Origin of the sequence: Candidatus Arsenophonus triatominarum (assembly GCF_001640365.1) — a bacterium.
Taxonomy (GTDB): Bacteria; Pseudomonadota; Gammaproteobacteria; order Enterobacterales; family Enterobacteriaceae; genus Arsenophonus; species Arsenophonus triatominarum.
In genome coordinates, this window is sequence record NZ_LWMI01000014.1 from 1 (window position 1) to 16,272 (window position 16,272).

At 37.7% G+C, this 16,272-nt stretch carries 14 protein-coding genes and 9 pseudogenes; 15 read left to right on the forward strand and 8 right to left on the reverse strand.

Annotated features, from left to right (window positions below):
- Positions 1-703, reverse strand: a pseudogene (locus AYJ55_RS28920) (IS91 family transposase); the annotation flags it as partial.
- A gap of 48 nt (positions 704-751) precedes the next feature.
- Positions 752-986: pseudogene (locus AYJ55_RS26060) on the reverse strand (ATP-binding protein); the annotation flags it as partial.
- 78 nt (positions 987-1,064) lie between these two features.
- Here AYJ55_RS26060 and AYJ55_RS28925 point away from each other — a divergent pair.
- Positions 1,065-1,328, forward strand: coding sequence for a hypothetical protein (locus AYJ55_RS28925; RefSeq protein WP_063656690.1), 264 nt, complete (start codon positions 1,065-1,067; stop codon positions 1,326-1,328).
- The gene (locus AYJ55_RS12415) at positions 1,286-1,963 is read left to right on the forward strand and encodes a transposase family protein (protein ID WP_162505527.1); all 678 of its coding nucleotides are present in this window, start codon (positions 1,286-1,288) and stop codon (positions 1,961-1,963) included. Before AYJ55_RS28925 ends, AYJ55_RS12415 begins: the two co-directional genes overlap by 43 nt.
- Positions 1,964-2,018: 55 nt before the next feature.
- On the opposite strand, the pseudogene AYJ55_RS12420 reads toward AYJ55_RS12415, so the two are convergent.
- From AYJ55_RS12420 to AYJ55_RS12430, 3 genes and pseudogenes are all read right to left on the reverse strand, one after another.
- A pseudogene (locus AYJ55_RS12420) lies at positions 2,019-2,451 on the reverse strand (ATP-binding protein); the annotation flags it as partial.
- Between the two features lie 331 nt (positions 2,452-2,782).
- Positions 2,783-3,682: a transposase family protein gene (locus AYJ55_RS12425; protein ID WP_063653812.1), complete on the reverse strand. Its 900-nt coding sequence runs from the start codon at positions 3,680-3,682 to the stop codon at positions 2,783-2,785.
- An 86-nt stretch (positions 3,683-3,768) separates the two neighbouring features.
- Positions 3,769-4,743, reverse strand: a pseudogene (locus tag AYJ55_RS12430) (IS3 family transposase); the annotation flags it as partial.
- Between the two features lie 74 nt (positions 4,744-4,817).
- Between AYJ55_RS12430 and AYJ55_RS26065 the strand changes: the two are divergent.
- The 3 pseudogenes from AYJ55_RS26065 to AYJ55_RS12450 form a co-directional block, all read left to right on the forward strand.
- Positions 4,818-5,335, forward strand: a pseudogene (locus AYJ55_RS26065) (IS3 family transposase); the annotation flags it as partial.
- An 18-nt stretch (positions 5,336-5,353) separates the two neighbouring features.
- Positions 5,354-5,767, forward strand: a pseudogene (locus AYJ55_RS12445) (transposase); the annotation flags it as partial.
- Between the two features lie 707 nt (positions 5,768-6,474).
- A pseudogene (locus AYJ55_RS12450) lies at positions 6,475-6,714 on the forward strand (transposase); the annotation flags it as partial.
- Between the two features lie 26 nt (positions 6,715-6,740).
- On the opposite strand, the gene AYJ55_RS12455 reads toward AYJ55_RS12450, so the two are convergent.
- A complete protein-coding gene (locus AYJ55_RS12455) occupies positions 6,741-7,160 on the reverse strand; it encodes a hypothetical protein (protein WP_063656697.1) in 420 nt (139 codons plus the stop codon).
- A gap of 622 nt (positions 7,161-7,782) precedes the next feature.
- Here AYJ55_RS12455 and htpX point away from each other — a divergent pair.
- Positions 7,783-8,667, forward strand: coding sequence for a protease HtpX (gene htpX, locus AYJ55_RS12460; protein WP_063656699.1), 885 nt, complete (start codon positions 7,783-7,785; stop codon positions 8,665-8,667).
- 39 nt (positions 8,668-8,706) lie between these two features.
- Here htpX and AYJ55_RS12465 read toward each other — a convergent pair whose 3' ends face one another.
- On the reverse strand, positions 8,707-8,928 hold the full coding sequence (locus tag AYJ55_RS12465) for a DUF2594 family protein (protein WP_063656701.1): 222 nt from the start codon (positions 8,926-8,928) through the stop codon (positions 8,707-8,709).
- A gap of 157 nt (positions 8,929-9,085) precedes the next feature.
- Between AYJ55_RS12465 and AYJ55_RS12470 the strand changes: the two genes are divergently transcribed.
- The 9 genes and pseudogenes from AYJ55_RS12470 (at position 9,086) to AYJ55_RS12500 (ending at position 13,871) form a co-directional block, all read left to right on the forward strand.
- A complete protein-coding gene (locus AYJ55_RS12470; RefSeq protein WP_063656703.1) occupies positions 9,086-9,268 on the forward strand; it encodes an IS630 transposase-related protein in 183 nt (60 codons plus the stop codon).
- A 33-nt stretch (positions 9,269-9,301) separates the two neighbouring features.
- Positions 9,302-9,667, forward strand: a complete 366-nt coding sequence (locus AYJ55_RS12475) for an IS630 transposase-related protein (protein ID WP_063653415.1) — start codon at positions 9,302-9,304, stop codon at positions 9,665-9,667.
- The gene (locus AYJ55_RS12480) at positions 9,636-10,124 is read left to right on the forward strand and encodes an IS630 family transposase (protein WP_063653499.1); all 489 of its coding nucleotides are present in this window, start codon (positions 9,636-9,638) and stop codon (positions 10,122-10,124) included. Before AYJ55_RS12475 ends, AYJ55_RS12480 begins: the two co-directional genes overlap by 32 nt.
- A 15-nt stretch (positions 10,125-10,139) precedes the next feature.
- Positions 10,140-10,334: pseudogene (locus AYJ55_RS26070) on the forward strand (IS630 transposase-related protein); the annotation flags it as partial.
- Complete coding sequence (locus AYJ55_RS12485) at positions 10,303-10,791, forward strand: transposase (protein WP_162505531.1); 489 nt, start codon at positions 10,303-10,305, stop codon at positions 10,789-10,791. The pseudogene AYJ55_RS26070 and the gene AYJ55_RS12485, both read left to right, overlap by 32 nt.
- 251 nt (positions 10,792-11,042) lie before the next feature.
- Positions 11,043-11,471, forward strand: a complete 429-nt coding sequence (locus AYJ55_RS12490; protein ID WP_063656707.1) for a universal stress protein — start codon at positions 11,043-11,045, stop codon at positions 11,469-11,471.
- Positions 11,472-11,755: 284 nt separating this feature from the next.
- Positions 11,756-11,878 carry a hypothetical protein gene (locus tag AYJ55_RS34635; RefSeq protein ID WP_281181138.1) on the forward strand — a complete coding sequence of 41 codons (123 nt, stop codon included), beginning with the start codon at positions 11,756-11,758 and terminating at the stop codon, positions 11,876-11,878.
- The gene (locus tag AYJ55_RS26075; protein ID WP_063657243.1) at positions 11,862-12,686 is read left to right on the forward strand and encodes an IS630 family transposase; all 825 of its coding nucleotides are present in this window, start codon (positions 11,862-11,864) and stop codon (positions 12,684-12,686) included. Before AYJ55_RS34635 ends, AYJ55_RS26075 begins: the two co-directional genes overlap by 17 nt.
- A 172-nt stretch (positions 12,687-12,858) precedes the next feature.
- Positions 12,859-13,871 (forward strand): annotated as a pseudogene (locus tag AYJ55_RS12500) (IS481 family transposase).
- A 357-nt stretch (positions 13,872-14,228) separates the two neighbouring features.
- Here AYJ55_RS12500 and prc read toward each other — a convergent pair.
- The gene (gene prc / locus AYJ55_RS12505) at positions 14,229-16,271 is read right to left on the reverse strand and encodes a carboxy terminal-processing peptidase (RefSeq protein ID WP_063656708.1); all 2,043 of its coding nucleotides are present in this window, start codon (positions 16,269-16,271) and stop codon (positions 14,229-14,231) included.
- Position 16,272: the final 1 nt, after the last annotated feature.

Consider the following 16,272-nt stretch of genomic DNA (forward strand, 5'->3'; position numbering starts at 1 on the left):
ATTGCCTGTTTGCCAGCCTGGGCGCTGGTAAAAAATAGCCTGTCACCACACAGAATACATTTGTACGGATCGGTGCGCAGAAACCCTTTCATCAGCACTGCAAAACCAGGTTTCTCCGGTTTTTTACGCGCCGTCATCTCCAACGCCTTATACACCTTCGACAATAACACGCGTCTTTTGCGATTCGACAAAAAACCGTAGTAACGCACTATCTTAAAATGCCTCGCCGGAATATGGCTAATATAACGCCTAATCATCTCTTCCTGAGGTAGGGTATGCTGCCGGTGCTGCCCAGTCCTGTAGTCATAGTAATGATGGACAACCGCTCCTCCTCGGTAATGCCGCAGTTTTGACGCAGATATCGGTGGGCGTTTAAGGTAACGACCTAGGTTATTTTACGCTATGCCACTCCCCTTTCGTTTTCTAGGCAAAGTGCACTTTCCAGTAACGTCCGTACTGCGCCTTTAAGTAACGCCACCACCTTCCGGTCACGGATATGCCCAAGACAGGGAAGCCTGCTAGGATTTATCAGGTCATAACTGTGACGCAGCAGCCTGATGACAGCGCCTCGCCAAATTTCTTCGACTACTCTTTTTTTGAAGAACAGCTCACGCCATACACCATGTTTACTATCCAAACCACCCCGGGTGACGGAGACATGGATATGCGGATGTTGATTGAGCTGTCTGCCATAAGTGTGCAAGGGTGTCAACGATCACCGAAAACTGATCCACTTTTTAGCTAAATACGATCAATCAAAATTGATCCACTGCTTTACTCGGTTATTGCTCCTGAGCGCCCGCTTATCTTTCAATCGATAGCTTTCGCGCTCAATTGCAGTACATGCGAATGATGAAGTAAACGATCAGCATAGTGGCGGTTAATGTTACGTCATCAGCAAAGGCACTGGGCCATTGCCCAAATGATAAGTTACTCGTCAATATAACACTGCCATGCTCATAACGCTTGGCAATCACATTAAAATAGTTGCTGAATAGAGACTTGCATTTTTTGTCACGCTATAGACAATAAAAGAGGTTTAACTTAGAAAATAACGGTTTGAAATGATCAACAAAGAGCGGTTGTTACGAGATAATCGTTTATGTAAAGCAATCATTGGATTATCAGTCGAAGAATTGAAAAATTTAGCCGCTGAATTTTCAGCTTGTTATTTGATTTATCGGAAAAAGAATCGAAAAGATCACGAGCGGCAGATGGGTGCAGGGCAGAAAGGATTTATCCCAACCCCATTAGATAAACTGCTTTTTATTTTATTGTATTTAAAATGTTATCCGACTATGATTTGCAAGGACTTCTTTTTGGTTTAGATAGAACACGGGTATGTCGCTGGGTAAAAATATTATTGCCGGTTTTAGAGATGACCTTGGGGCGAGAATGTGTTTTGCCCGCTCGTCAAATTCGCTCTGCTGAGGAATTTTTTCGCGCCTTTCCTGGAGTTAAAGACGTCTTTATTGATGGGACAGAGCGACCTGTCCAAAAGCCTAAGAATCTGCGTCGGCGAAAAAAAATGTATTCGGGAAAGAAAAGACAGACCACTCGAAAAGGGCTTATTATGACTGACGAAACGAGGAAAATTGGATTTATCCCCATGATCAAAAATGGGCGCCGTCACGATAAACGCTTACTCGATAAAGTCGATATAATTCGCCATATTCCCCCTGAGGTAACCATCTGGGCCGATACCGGTTTTCAAGGTATAGATAAACAGCATCCTAATACACAAATCCCAAAAAAAGGAACTCGAAAAAGACCTTTATCGCCTGAACAAAAACAAGAAAATAAAATAATCTCGGGCATCCGTATTACGGTTGAACACGCCATCGCGGGTATCAAGCGCCTCGGTTGTATGACCCAAATTTTACGGAATCGTAGACCCTTTATTGATGATACCTTTTTACTCCTTAGTGCCGGTCTTTGGAATTTCCATCTCAGAACAGCCTAAAATTTACTTCAATCACCGAAATACCCTTATTTCACTATTAAGCAACACGCTTATTGAAAAATAGGTTTGCTTCCTCTAGCCCAAACGGTAAGTATCCAATCTTATCTATGATCAACAACTTCGGTGCCATCACCGAACGTGATAGATATTGTTTGAGCTTATTTTGTCGTTTAGCCGTTGAGAGTTGCAACATCAGTTCAGCCGCTGTCGTAAAGCGGGTTTTCCTCTTGGCCTGTACTGCTTTTAATCCTAATTCAATAGCTAAATGCGTTTTGCCTACACCGCTTGGGCCAAGCAACACTACATTTTCATTACGCTCAATAAACGTTAATGCTTAATTCCTGTATTTATTGCTTAGGAACGCCCGTTACAAACTTAAAATCGAACGTACTAAGTTCTTTGTGCGTTGGGAATCCCGCCATCCAACTAAAGAGATTGCGAGTTCGTTCATCTCGTTGTTGTTGTTCACCTTTTAATAAAGACACGAGTTTCGCACAGGCATATAAAATTCCAGAAATGGCTTAAAAGCAATGGTTAATTTGCAAGTTACTAAAACGTATAAATTTATTTAAATTACAATAAGTTGCTCTTAATTTATAAGATTTTGTCTATTTATATATTATGCTGAATTAAACTTAAAAATAGAGCGTTTTTTTATTGGTGCGAAACTCGTGAAAGACAGTAAAAACTCTCCGTAGCTTTTGTCTTGGGCGATGCACTGTTCGGCAAGTGATGACCAATGAGTCGGAACAGAATTTAATTTCAATAAGCGTGTTGCTTAATAGTGAAATAAGGGTATTTCGGTGATTGAAGTAAATTTTAGGCTGTTCTGAGATGGAAATTCCAAAGACCGGCACTAAGGAGTAAAAAGGTATCATCAATAAAGGGTCTACGATTCCGTAAAATTTGGGTCATACAACCGAGGCGCTTGATACCCGCGATGGCGTGTTCAACCGTAATACGGATGCCCGAGATTATTTTATTTTCTTGTTTTTGTTCAGGCGATAAAGGTCTTTTTCGAGTTCCTTTTTTTGGGATTTGTGTATTAGGATGCTGTTTATCTATACCTTGAAAACCGGTATCGGCCCAGATGGTTACCTCAGGGGGAATATGGCGAATTATATCGACTTTATCGAGTAAGCGTTTATCGTGACGGCGCCCATTTTTGATCATGGGGATAAATCCAATTTTCCTCGTTTCGTCAGTCATAATAAGCCCTTTTCGAGTGGTCTGTCTTTTCTTTCCCGAATACATTTTTTTTCGCCGACGCAGATTCTTAGGCTTTTGGACAGGTCGCTCTGTCCCATCAATAAAGACGTCTTTAACTCCAGGAAAGGCGCGAAAAAATTCCTCAGCAGAGCGAATTTGACGAGCGGGCAAAACACATTCTCGCCCCAAGGTCATCTCTAAAACCGGCAATAATATTTTTACCCAGCGACATACCCGTGTTCTATCTAAACCAAAAAGAAGTCCTTGCAAATCATAGGTCGGATAACATTTTAAATACAATAAAATAAAAAGCAGTTTATCTAATGGGGTTGGGATAAATCCTTTCTGCCCTGCACCCATCTGCCGCTCGTGATCTTTTCGATTCTTTTTCCGATAAATCAAATAACAAGCTGAAAATTCAGCGGCTAAATTTTTCAATTCTTCGACTGATAATCCAATGATTGCTTTACATAAACGATTATCTCGTAACAACCGCTCTTTGTTGATCATTTCAAACCGTTATTTTCTAAGTTAAACCTCTTTTTATTGTCTATAGCGTGACAAAAAATGCAACTCTCTATTCAGCAACTATTTTTACGGAAGAATCGTTCCATCGGACTATTATCCCAACAATTCCCTCTGCGACTGATACTTTGGGTCATCTGATAACGCCACAATGCCTGCCTATACTGACGACTGGTATAATGACTTCCCTGATCACTATGGAACATCACCTGTTTGGGATGCCCACGTAGTTCCCAAGCCATTTGTAGTGCTTTGGCGGTTAATTCTGAGTCTGGTGCAAATGACATTGCCCAGCCCACCGGTTTTCGGGCAAACAAATCCAATACCACAGCCAGATAGGCCCATCGTGAGCCTGTCCAAATATAGGTTACATCGCCGCACCAAACCTGGTCAGGCTTTGTAACAGCGAACTGCCTATTGAGCAGATTTGGAATATCAATACGTTCATTTCCACCGCGGTTGTATTTATGTTTTCGCTCTTGGCAACTGACGATGATTAATTCTTTCATCAACTTACCCGCTAACCACCGCCCAAGTTTCACGTTGTGTGTATTGGTAACCATCGTGGCGATAGTCCTTGCGCCAGCAGAGCCGCCACTAACGTTCCACGCTTCGCTGACTAGGCTACGTTTTATCGTCCGCTCAATATCTGGCTCCTTAGGCCGACACCAATAGCGATAACTGCTTCGGTGAACATTAAAAATACGACACAAAGTTTTCACCGGATAAAGCACTCTTAGCTTTTCAACTACCGAAAATTTTTCAGTGAGTCGGACATTAAGAGCGCAGTAGCCTTTTTTAAGATGTCATTCTCCATTTCCAGCCGGTGGATTTTTTTCTTCATTTCTCTGAACTCAATTTGTTCAGGTGTTAATGGCAGACCAGGCGATGTTTTCCCTTGACGTTCTAAACGAAGGGCTCTTACCCACCGGCTAATCGCTGAAAGACTGACGTTCATGCCTTTCGCGGCTTCCTGGTAGGTAATTTTGGTCAAGGACTAATTTGGCGGTTTCACATTTAAATTCAGCAGTAATTATTTTACTCATTTCGGCACCTATAAAAATTATGAGGTAAGCATATCACCTCAACTTAGGTGGCCAAATTTAGTATGCCACTACATACAAAGCCTGACCAGGTTTGGTGCGGCGATGTAACCTATATTTGGACAGGCTCACGATGGGCCTATCTGGCTGTGGTATTGGATTTGTTTGCCCGAAAACCGGTGGGCTGGGCAATGCATTTGCACCAGACTCAGAATTAACCGCCAAAGCACTACAAATGGCTTGGGAACTACGTGGGCATCCCAAATAGGTGATGTTCCATAGTGATCAGGGAAGTCATTATACCAGTCGTCAGTATAGGCAGGCATTGTGGCGTTATCAGATGACCCAAAGTATCAGTCGCAGAGGGAATTGTTGGGATAATAGTCCGATGGAACGATTCTTCCGTAGTCTGAAGACCGAATGGGTGCCAACGACTGGCTACCAAAGCTTTAGTACTGCTCAGTCAGCCATTATTCGCTACATAACCCACTACTATAGCGATATAAGACCTCACTGGTATAACGGTGGATTAACGCCAAACGAATCAGAGCGACTGTTCCGTGAACAGTCAGGTAGGGTGGCCAATTTTAGTTGACCACTACAACCCCCTGTCTCGCTCAGTCGCTTAAAACATTATTCCGGCGAAGATAACATCACGTTACGCTATAAGAGCCACCGCACGAAAAAACAGGAAGACTTGGTCATGACATCCGATGTATTTATTACCCGGTTTGCGTCTCATGTGCCAGAAAAATGGTTTCACATGATCCGCTATTACGGCTTTTTAAGTCCATCAGCACGGATGCGAAAAATGTTAACGGAGGTTGTTTATCCTTTAGCCCAACAAGATAAAAAACCCGCTAAAAAAGTCACCTGGCGAAACATGTATCAACACGTCTTTAAAGTCGATCCACTTGCTTGTCTCTTATGTGGGAAAAAATTACTTTTCGCAGGAATGAATTTTGGATTGAATCGTAAAGAACTTATGGCACGTCACCATGATCTGGCTTGTTTGCGGTGGCGATAAAAACTCACGACAGGGTAGATCTATCCTTTTGTTCAAAATTGATTAATAATTAATCGCTTTTTAACCATCTATTCCGTTCCTTATCTCAACCTTCAACATAATTTTGGCAAAATTTAGAAGAAAATAAAAAGGATTTCATCATGGCGCAGGTTAATGAGTAACCATTTCGGGTATTAATTTCTTATACATGAACACCACTTCCCGAAACAAAAATGCCTTTTTTTCTTAGTTCCACGAGTTTCGCACCGATAAAAAACGCTCTATTTTTAAGTTTAATTCAGCATAATATATAAATAGAAAAAACCTTATAAATTAAAAGCAACTTATTGTAACTTAAACAAATTTATACGTTTTAGTAACTTGCAAATTAACCATTGCTTTTAAGCCATTTCTGGAATTTTATATGCCTGTGCGAAACTCGTGTAGATAATAAAATAAAAGGTAATTCTATGTATCAAACCAATAATCCTATCATCAAACATAAAGTCGGGTTACTTAACCTTGCTGAAGAGCTTCATAACGTCACGAGTTTCGCACCGGCATATAAAATTCCAGAAATGGCTTAAAAGCAATGGTTAATTTGCAAGTTACTAAAACGTATAAATTTGTTTAAGTTACAATAAGTTGCTTTTAATTTATAAGGTTTTTTCTATTTATATATTATGCTGAATTAAACTTAAAAATAGAGCGTTTTTTATCGGTGCGAAACTCGTGTCAAGAAGAAAATGAAGCCTGTTGAACAGACTTGTTTCGGCAAAGTCATCTTGCGTCATCGTTCTGTCATTGAATCGGTATTTGATGAGTTAAAAAATCTTTGTCAGATAGCGCATACGCGGCACCGCTCTCCTGCTAACTTTGTAGTGAATTTATTAGCCGGGCTGGTTGCATATTGTTTAATTCCATCTAAACCAAAGATACCTGTGTCAGGAACATCTCTTCAAGCATAATTGATAATGCTTATCCCCAACTCAGGTTAAATAAATTTCATCCAATTATGGTGTGTTGCGGCAGCGAGTCCTTGCCAAAAATTAATTAACTCAGGAAATTGTTTTCTTATAATAGCCAGATTTTGAATAATCGTATGTTGGTCATTGGGTGATATTTGTTTTTTTACTAAACTAAGCTGCAAATTTATAAAATCTCCCATTACATCACGTTTAAATGCTTGCTTATAGCCGTCAACAATTTGTTGTCCGCCATGGGTAGATAATCCTTCAAATGGTATAACCGGTGTCATTTTTTGATTAACATCTGTTATATTTGGATGATAGTAATCACCAGTTAAATGGAATTCTGCGCCATTAAAGGTTTTTATAACATTATCATTTGGTATCGCTGTGGCATAATTAATTAAGATAAATAGTAAAGTTATTACATAGATTAATTTTTTCATTATAGTTTTCTTAACAAAAATTTACTTTAATTTTTTATTTTATAAATTATTGATTATGTAAGTTAATCGCTTCTCAATTTCACAAAAATACTAAGTTTTATATAATTAATTTGTTTCGTAATAGTAGAAGTTTTTTTATATTTTAATTAATTTGATTACTTATGGCTAAATCTTTAGTTAAAATATTAAAGTATATAATTGGGTTTATTTATATAATAACATTTAATATTTTTCAGCATGTTATTAATGATTTGTTATTAATTTAATAATCAATTAATAAAATATGAATATTATTTTTTTTTGCTGACTAGTTAAGTAGTTTTTGCTTAGTTAACAATATTTTTAATTCATTGAATAAAAAAAGAAGCCATAATTGACCCGCTTACAGTTATTTTGTATAGTTTTTAACTATAGTGGTTTATAGAAAACAATAAATTATATAAAAAAATTGTTGCTTTAAGATAATAAAAATGCCAGTTTGTGCTAGTTTTTTGTAAAAATATAAAGTTGAGTGTTTTTTCATATCTGCACAACAAAGGGCTTGAAAAGTAGTTAAAAAACATTATTTATATTACTATATTTAATGTTAATCATTGTTAATTAATAAAGGAAAGCAATTTTTATGATGCGAATAGCCTTGTTTTTACTTACAAACTTGGCAGTAATGTTTGTATTCGGAATTATTTTGAGTTTGACCGGTATCCAGGGACAAAGCGTTCCAGGGCTAATGATTATGGCTGGTCTTTTTGGTTTTGGTGGCTCATTTATCTCATTATTGATGTCAAAATGGATGGCATTACGTTCTGTTGGTGGACAGGTGATTGAAAATCCGACAACAGAAACGGAATATTGGTTGTTAAATACCGTCAAGCGTCAGGCTGATCAAGCTGGCATAAAAATGCCAGAAGTTGCTATTTATCATGCACCCGATATTAACGCTTTTGCCACCGGGGCTCGTCGTGATGCGTCATTGGTTGCTGTTAGTACAGGTTTGCTAGAAAGTATGGGATGTGATGAAGCCGAAGCGGTTATCGCCCATGAGATCAGCCATATAGCAAATGGTGATATGGTAACAATGACTTTATTACAAGGAGTAGTAAATACTTTTGTCATTTTTATTTCACGTATCATTGCTCAGCTGGCGTCTGGATTTTCATCAAATAGTAATAATGACAATGAAAGTAGCCAGGGTAATCCAATGATTTACTTTGCGGTATCAGTGGTGTTAGAAATTGTATTTGGTATTTTGGCCAGTATTATTACTATGTGGTTCTCGCGTTATCGTGAATTCCGTGCAGATGCAGGTTCGGCGCATTTAGTGGGTAGAGAAAAAATGATTGCTGCATTACAGCGTTTGAAAACAAGTTATGAACCCCAGGAAGCTGGCAGTATGATGGCTTTTTGCATCAACGGACGTTCTAAATCTTTTAGTGAGTTGTTTTTATCCCATCCTCCTCTTGATAAGCGCATTGAAGCTTTACGTATGGGCACTTATCTTAATCGGTAAAACAATAACCAATCCCACCTGATGAGGCGGGATTTTTTATTAACTGCGATAGGCTGTTTTGATTTGTTCGATTATTCGTTGAAAAACTTCTGCTTGTTTAGGATCTTGCATAGCAAGAATTTCTTTTTCCATATTGAGTATAGCTCTTCCCGCATCGGCTTGATTTAACGCTTTTAATATATAGGTTATAAAAGTTTTCAAGCAACTAATTTCAGTAGCAATGGTTTCCGTATCAGGTCTACTCGAACAATCATTTGTCATTTTTTTGCCTCAATGAGTTAAAAAATAAAGCAATAATTACTTTGGCGTATTTTACACAGTTGTTGAATTTTATATACGTCTTTATACAACTTTTTTAATTTAAAAAATGTATTTAATATTATAGCTAGGCGACTTAATTTTGATTACAAGGTGTGTTATGAGTTATACAATTGATTTTCGACGTAAAGTAATATCTGTAAGGAAAGCCGAAGGTTTAACAATTCGAGAAACTGCGAAACAATTCCGTATTGGAAAAGCGTCTTTAGTACGTTGGCTTAAACGACCAGAGCCAAAAAATTCAACGCCACGTAAGAGGAAGCTCGATAAAAATGCTTTATAGCTAGGCGACTTAATTTTGATTACAAGGTGTGTTATGAGTTATACAATTGATTTTCGACGTAAAGTAATATCTGTAAGGAAAGCCGAAGGTTTAACAATTCGAGAAACTGCGAAACAATTCCGTATTGGAAAAGCGTCTTTAGTACGTTGGCTTAAACGACCAGAGCCAAAAAATTCAACGCCACGTAAGAGGAAGCTCGATAAAAATGCTTTAGCAAAAGATGTGGAACAGTATCCAGATGCTTACCAAAAGGAACGGGCAGAGCGATTCGGTGTTTGTAAAAAGACTATTTGGCAATCCCTTAAAAAGCTGGGATTAACCTATAAAAAAAACTCTATTCCATCCAAAAACCAACGAAAGCGACAGGCTGGCACATCAGCAAAAAAGACAACAGTATGAAAAAAAAGATAAATCTGTTGTTTTTATTGATGAAAGTGGTTTTTCACATGACACTCCACGAACTCACGGCTATTCCCCAAAAGGTCACCGTTGTTTTGGCCTGAAAAACTGGGGTGCTAAGGGAAGAACAAATGTTATTGGCGCTTTATTGGGAACAACCCTTTTTGCTATCGGATTATTTGATTGCAATATTAATCGTGATGTTTTTTATGTTTGGATCACAAAAATATTGCTCCCAGAACTTCCTGAAAATTCTGTTATTTTTATGGACAACGCTAGCTTTCACAAAGGTAAGAATATTGAACAGGCAATTATAAACGCAGGACACCAGATAGAATATTTGCCTGTGTATTCACCAGATTTAAATCCTATAGAACATAAATGGTCTCAAGCTAAACGTAAAAAGATGGAAACAGGATGCACTATCGATGACCTGTTTTTAATACATATGCTGTAATCAAAATTAAGTCGCCTAGCTATAGCAAAAGATGTGGAACAGTATCCAGATGCTTACCAAAAGGAACGGGCAGAGCGATTCGGTGTTTGTAAAAAGACTATTTGGCAATCCCTTAAAAAGCTGGGATTAACCTATAAAAAAAACTCTATTCCATCCAAAAACCAACGAAAGCGACAGGCTGGCACATCAGCAAAAAAGACAACAGTATGAAAAAAAAGATAAATCTGTTGTTTTTATTGATGAAAGTGGTTTTTCACATGACACTCCACGAACTCACGGCTATTCCCCAAAAGGTCACCGTTGTTTTGGCCTGAAAAACTGGGGTGCTAAGGGAAGAACAAATGTTATTGGCGCTTTATTGGGAACAACCCTTTTTGCTATCGGATTATTTGATTGCAATATTAATCGTGATGTTTTTTATGTTTGGATCACAAAAATATTGCTCCCAGAACTTCCTGAAAATTCTGTTATTTTTATGGACAACGCTAGCTTTCACAAAGGTAAGAATATTGAACAGGCAATTATAAACGCAGGACACCAGATAGAATATTTGCCTGTGTATTCACTAGATTTAAATCCTATAGAACATAAATGGTCTCAAGCTAAACGTAAAAAGATGGAAACAGGATGCACTATCGATGACCTGTTTTTAATACATATGCTGTAATCAAAATTAAGTCGCCTAGCTATATATTAACTATTTGATTTTAGTTTCTATAATATCTTGTTATTGCAATTGTGTCGGACCTTTAAATAGCGAAGAATGGTAATCGAAAACAGGGTTGCTGGTAGGTGCAGCGATTATTGCCATTTAGGTAAAAATATTTAATTTATCCATGTAAAGATATTCACAATTATTTTATCACTTTTATCTTATACTTTAAAAGTTAGAATAAAAATTTTTAGATGGAGGTGTGTATGTATAAAGTTATTTTAGTTGCTGTTGATATTGCTCAAGAAGAACTAACGAGTAAAGCTATACGACAGGCTGTACAGTTTGCTAAAGTTTCAGGAGCTAAACTAAATTTTATCCATGTATTGCCTATTTCATCGGCAATCATAAATGCTTATGCATTAGGATATATGGAAATAAAAGATTGTGCCACCCTAAAAGCAGAAGATGATATGCAAAACCTACTTGAACCGATCGATTTACCCGCTGATCGCCTAGGCTATACTATTGCTTTTGGTTCTCCGCGTGATGAAATTGTCAGTCGAGCGGAAGAAATTAACGCTGATATCATCATTCTTGGTTCAAGAAGTCCCAATATAACAACTCATCTGTTAGGTTCGACAGCAGCGGGTGTTGTACGTTATGCAAAAACCTCTGTACTGGTGGTGAGATAACAATTAATCATCAAAATTAAAACGTAGCACGCTCCGCGTGAGCGGCGCAGCTACGCTGCTTCGGGGATGTTAATGAGCTGAGTACTGTTTTATATTCTGCGAAAAGATACCCATAGGGTAATTTACTCAGATGTATATCCCACGTCCTGCTAAACTGCTTTTCACCATCGATGACGGCTGGAATAAATTATATTAGTCTTAACTTAATCTGACAATTCTGATTTAAAAAAGAGCGTTACCGGTTTTAATTAACATCATTAGATAATTAAATAAAAGGTAATTCTATGTATCAAACCAATAATCCTATCATCAAACATAAAGTCGGGTTACTTAACCTCGCTGAAGAGCTTAATATAGCTAGGCGACTTAATTTTGATTACAAGGTGTGTTATGAGTTATACAATTGATTTTCGACGTAAAGTAATATCTGTAAGGAAAGCCGAAGGTTTAACAATTCGAGAAACTGCGAAACAATTCCGTATTGGAAAAGCGTCTTTAGTACGTTGGCTTAAACGACCAGAGCCAAAAAATTCAACGCCACGTAAGAGGAAGCTCGATAAAAATGCTTTAGCAAAAGATGTGGAACAGTATCCAGATGCTTACCAAAAGGAACGGGCAGAGCGATTCGGTGTTTGTAAAAAGACTATTTGGCAATCCCTTAAAAAGCTGGGATTAACCTATAAAAAAAAACTCTATTCCATCCAAAAACCAACGAAAGCGACAGGCTGGCACATCAGCAAAAAAGACAACAGTATGAAAAAAAAAGATAAATCTGTTGTTTTTATTGATGAAAGTGGTTTTTCACATGACACTCCACGAACTCACGGCTATTCCCCAAAAGGTCACCGTTGTTTTGGCCTGAAAAACTGGGGTGCTAAGGGAAGAACAAATGTTATTGGCGCTTTATTGGGAACAACCCTTTTTGCTATCGGATTATTTGATTGCAATATTAACCGTGATGTTTTTTATGTTTGGATCACAAAAATATTGCTCCCAGAACTTCCTGAAAATTCTGTTATTTTTATGGACAACGCTAGCTTTCACAAAGGTAAGAATATTGAACAGGCAATTATAAACGCAGGACACCAGATAGAATATTTGCCTGTGTATTCACCAGATTTAAATCCTATAGAACATAAATGGTCTCAAGCTAAACGTAAAAAGATGGAAACAGGATGCACTATCGATGACCTGTTTTTAATACATATGCTGTAATCAAAATTAAGTCGCCTAGCTATAACCACTAGTTTCGCACAGGCATATAAAATTCCAGAAATGGCTTAAAAGCAATGGTTAATTTGCAAGTTACTGAAACGTATAAATTTGTTTAAATTACAATAAGTTGCTTTTAATTTATAAGATTTTGTCTATTTATATATTATGCTGAATTAAACTTAAAAATAGAGCGTTTTTTTATTGGTGCGAAACTCGTGATAACGTCTCAAAAGCCTGCAAGATTATGGGGGTATCCCGAGATACGTTTTATCGCTACCAGGACGATGGTGGGATAGACGCTTTAATTAATTAAAATCGACGGATGCCTAACGTAAAAAATAGAGTAGATGAACAGATTGAAAGCGCTGTAATTGAGTATGCCATTGAATACCCTGCACACGGTCAACACCGCAGTAGTAATGAACTAAGAAAAAAAGGCATTTTTGTTTCGGGGAGTGGCGTTCGCTCTATTTGGCTGCGCCATAATCTCGATAATTTTACAAAACGCCTAAAAGCGCTTGAAGATAAAATCGCAACAGAAGGAATTATCCTGTCAAAATCACAAATCAGTGCTCTAGAAAAGAAAGCGCAAGATGATGAAGCCTGTGGTGAGATTGAAACAGCGCATCCAGGTTATCTGGGTTCACAAGATACTTTTTATGTCGGTCATTTAAAAGGCGTTGGTCGTGTTTATCAACAAACTTACATTAATACTTACAGTAAAGTCGTTCATTGTAAAGCTTTACACAACAAAAAGCGCGATAACGGCGGCAGATTTATTAAATGACAAGGTTCTCCCTTTTTATTCCCAGCATGGGTTACCGGTGTTACGTATACTGACGGACAGAGGCAGTGAGTATTGTGGTAAAGTTGAACATCACGATTATCAACTTTATCTCGCTATCAATGATATTGATCATACAAAAACTAAAGCTCGTTCACCTCAAACTAATGGGATTTGTGAACGCTTTCATAAAACTGTATTACAAGAGTTCTATCAGGTGGCTTTTCTGTAAGAAAATCTATAGGGCTTTAGATGAATTACAAGCTGATTTAGATAAATGGTTAGCGAAATATAATAACCAACGCACTCATCAAGGAAAAATGTGTTGCGGTCGAACTCCTATGGCAACTTCACACGATGGAAAACAACTTTGGAGAGAGAAAGATTTAAATCAAATTTAACCTGACAGGTACTGTATAAATAACCGGCAATTGTCAGATCAAGTCTGAGCTACTACATAACTTATAGGTCAATAAAAACAATGACACGAGTTTCGCATAGGAATATAAAATTCCAGAAATGGCTTAAAAGCAATAGTTAATTTGCAAGTTACTAAAACGTATAAATTTGTTTAAATTACAATAAGTTGCTTTTAATTTATAAGCTTTTCTCCATTTATATATTATGCTGAATTAAACTTAAAAATAGAGCGTTTTTTTATTGGTGCGAAACTCGTGAATGAATTAAATATAACTCATTGTTTTAAAAACACTAAAAACCCAGCATAGCTGGTTTTTTAGTATAAAAATGAATTTTAATTATTTTTTAGTCTGATGCGACGCTTGCAAATCTGCAAGATCAACTGCAATTTTCACCGTTTCATCAAGATAGGGATCTGGTAATTCATAATTTTTAGGTAAATCATCTATCGTTTTTAATGGTGCTTTCCCTTGTCGAGCAAAGCGTTCATTAATACGACCTAATTTAATTGCGTCCGCTTCTCGATTTTCCTTTTCACGCTTAACATAATTAAGCGAAATAATATTTTTACTCGCCTTCATAGCGCGATAGCGGGCAATATCTTCCTCAATATATTTAAACTCAGGATTTTTTGCTATGCGTTCCTTATAATTAGCAATTAAATTAGCAACATATTGGCTAATATTACCGACAACACTATAGCTAGCAGGCATAATGCTATCCCAAGGTAAGACATTATCTTCAAAATTCTCACCCGTTTCAGCGGTATCGATACCCGTTGGCATAACGACATCCGGTGTAACTCCTTTGCACTGGGTACTACCACCATTGATGCGATAAAACTTCTGAATAGTATATTTGACAGAGCCTAAAGCCGGCCAATCTGGGCGTAACATATGATCATAGACATGACTTAAAGGATGGTATTGCTGAACGGTACCCTTACCAAAAGATGATTCTCCAACAATTAACGCACGACCATAATCCTGCATTGCAGCAGCAAAAATTTCTGACGCTGATGCACTAAAGCGATCAATTAATACCGTAAGTGGGCCTTTATAATAAACGACATCATCATCATCCACATCCTGACGAATTTTACCGTTGTTATCACGCACCTGAACAATTGGACCACCTGGAATAAATAAACCGGATAATGATACTGCTTCGGTTAAAGCACCACCGCCATCGCCACGTAAATCAATGACAAGTGCCGTGACATGACTTTTGGCCATTTTTTGTAACTGTGTTTTAACGTCATTGGTTAATCCAACGTAAAAACTGGGAATATCAAGTACGCCAACTTTTTTCTTGCCAACATTTTTGATCGTGAGTTTCACCGCCATATATTCCAGTCGAATATGCTCACGAATTAATGTCACGCTATGGGGCTTGGCGCGTTTCGAATCTGAAATAACTTCAAGACGTACCTTACTGCCTTTAGGTCCTTTGATAAGGGCAACAACATCATCTAGTCGCCAGCCAACAACATCTGTCATCGACTTACTCGTTTGGCCTACACCAATAATCTTATCGCCGACCTTTAATAATTTATTTTTTGCTGCCGGGCCACCCGCCACCATTGAGTTGATAATAATATAATCTTCATCTTGCCGAAGTACTGCGCCTATACCCTCCAATGACAAACTCATTTCTGAGTTAAACTGTTCGGTATTACGAGGAGAGAGATAGTTAGTATGCGGATCTATTTCTCTTGCAAAAGCATTCATAATCAACTGAAAAACATCTTCACTTTGCGTTTGCGCAAGACGTTTTAATGCAAAATTATAGCGTTTTGTTAATATTGGCTTAATTTCGCTGTCATTTTTACCTGACAACTTCAGATTCAACCAATCAAACTTAACTTTTGCATCCCACAGCCTATTTAGCTCCTCAATGGTTTTAGGCCAAGGCGCTTTACTTCTATCAACTTCAATGACATCGTTATTAGCAAAATCTAGCGGCATATTAAGCCGCGATAAAGCATATTGAAAACGTTCATAGCGCCGCTGTTGAGCTAAATTAAATATTGCATAAAGCTCATTTAGATGACCGGTTTCAAGCTGCTGCCCTACTTTGCTTTTCTCACTAGCAAATTTATCAATATCCGATTGTAAAAAAACATTATGGCTATAATCCAACAGATTTAAATAACGAGCAAAAATTTTACTAGAAAAGTTTTCATCCAAATTAAATTGGCGATAGTGAGAACGGGTAAAACGTGAAACAACTCTTTCGCTAATAATGGCATGCTGGCGTTCCTGTTGAAGCTGAGGAAGCTTCTGAGTTGTTATTAGTGTTGGAGGTGCTACAGTATCTGCGAATGAAGTAGCCATTGCAGTTATACCAAACACAAAAGCCAGTTTAATATAATTATTCATG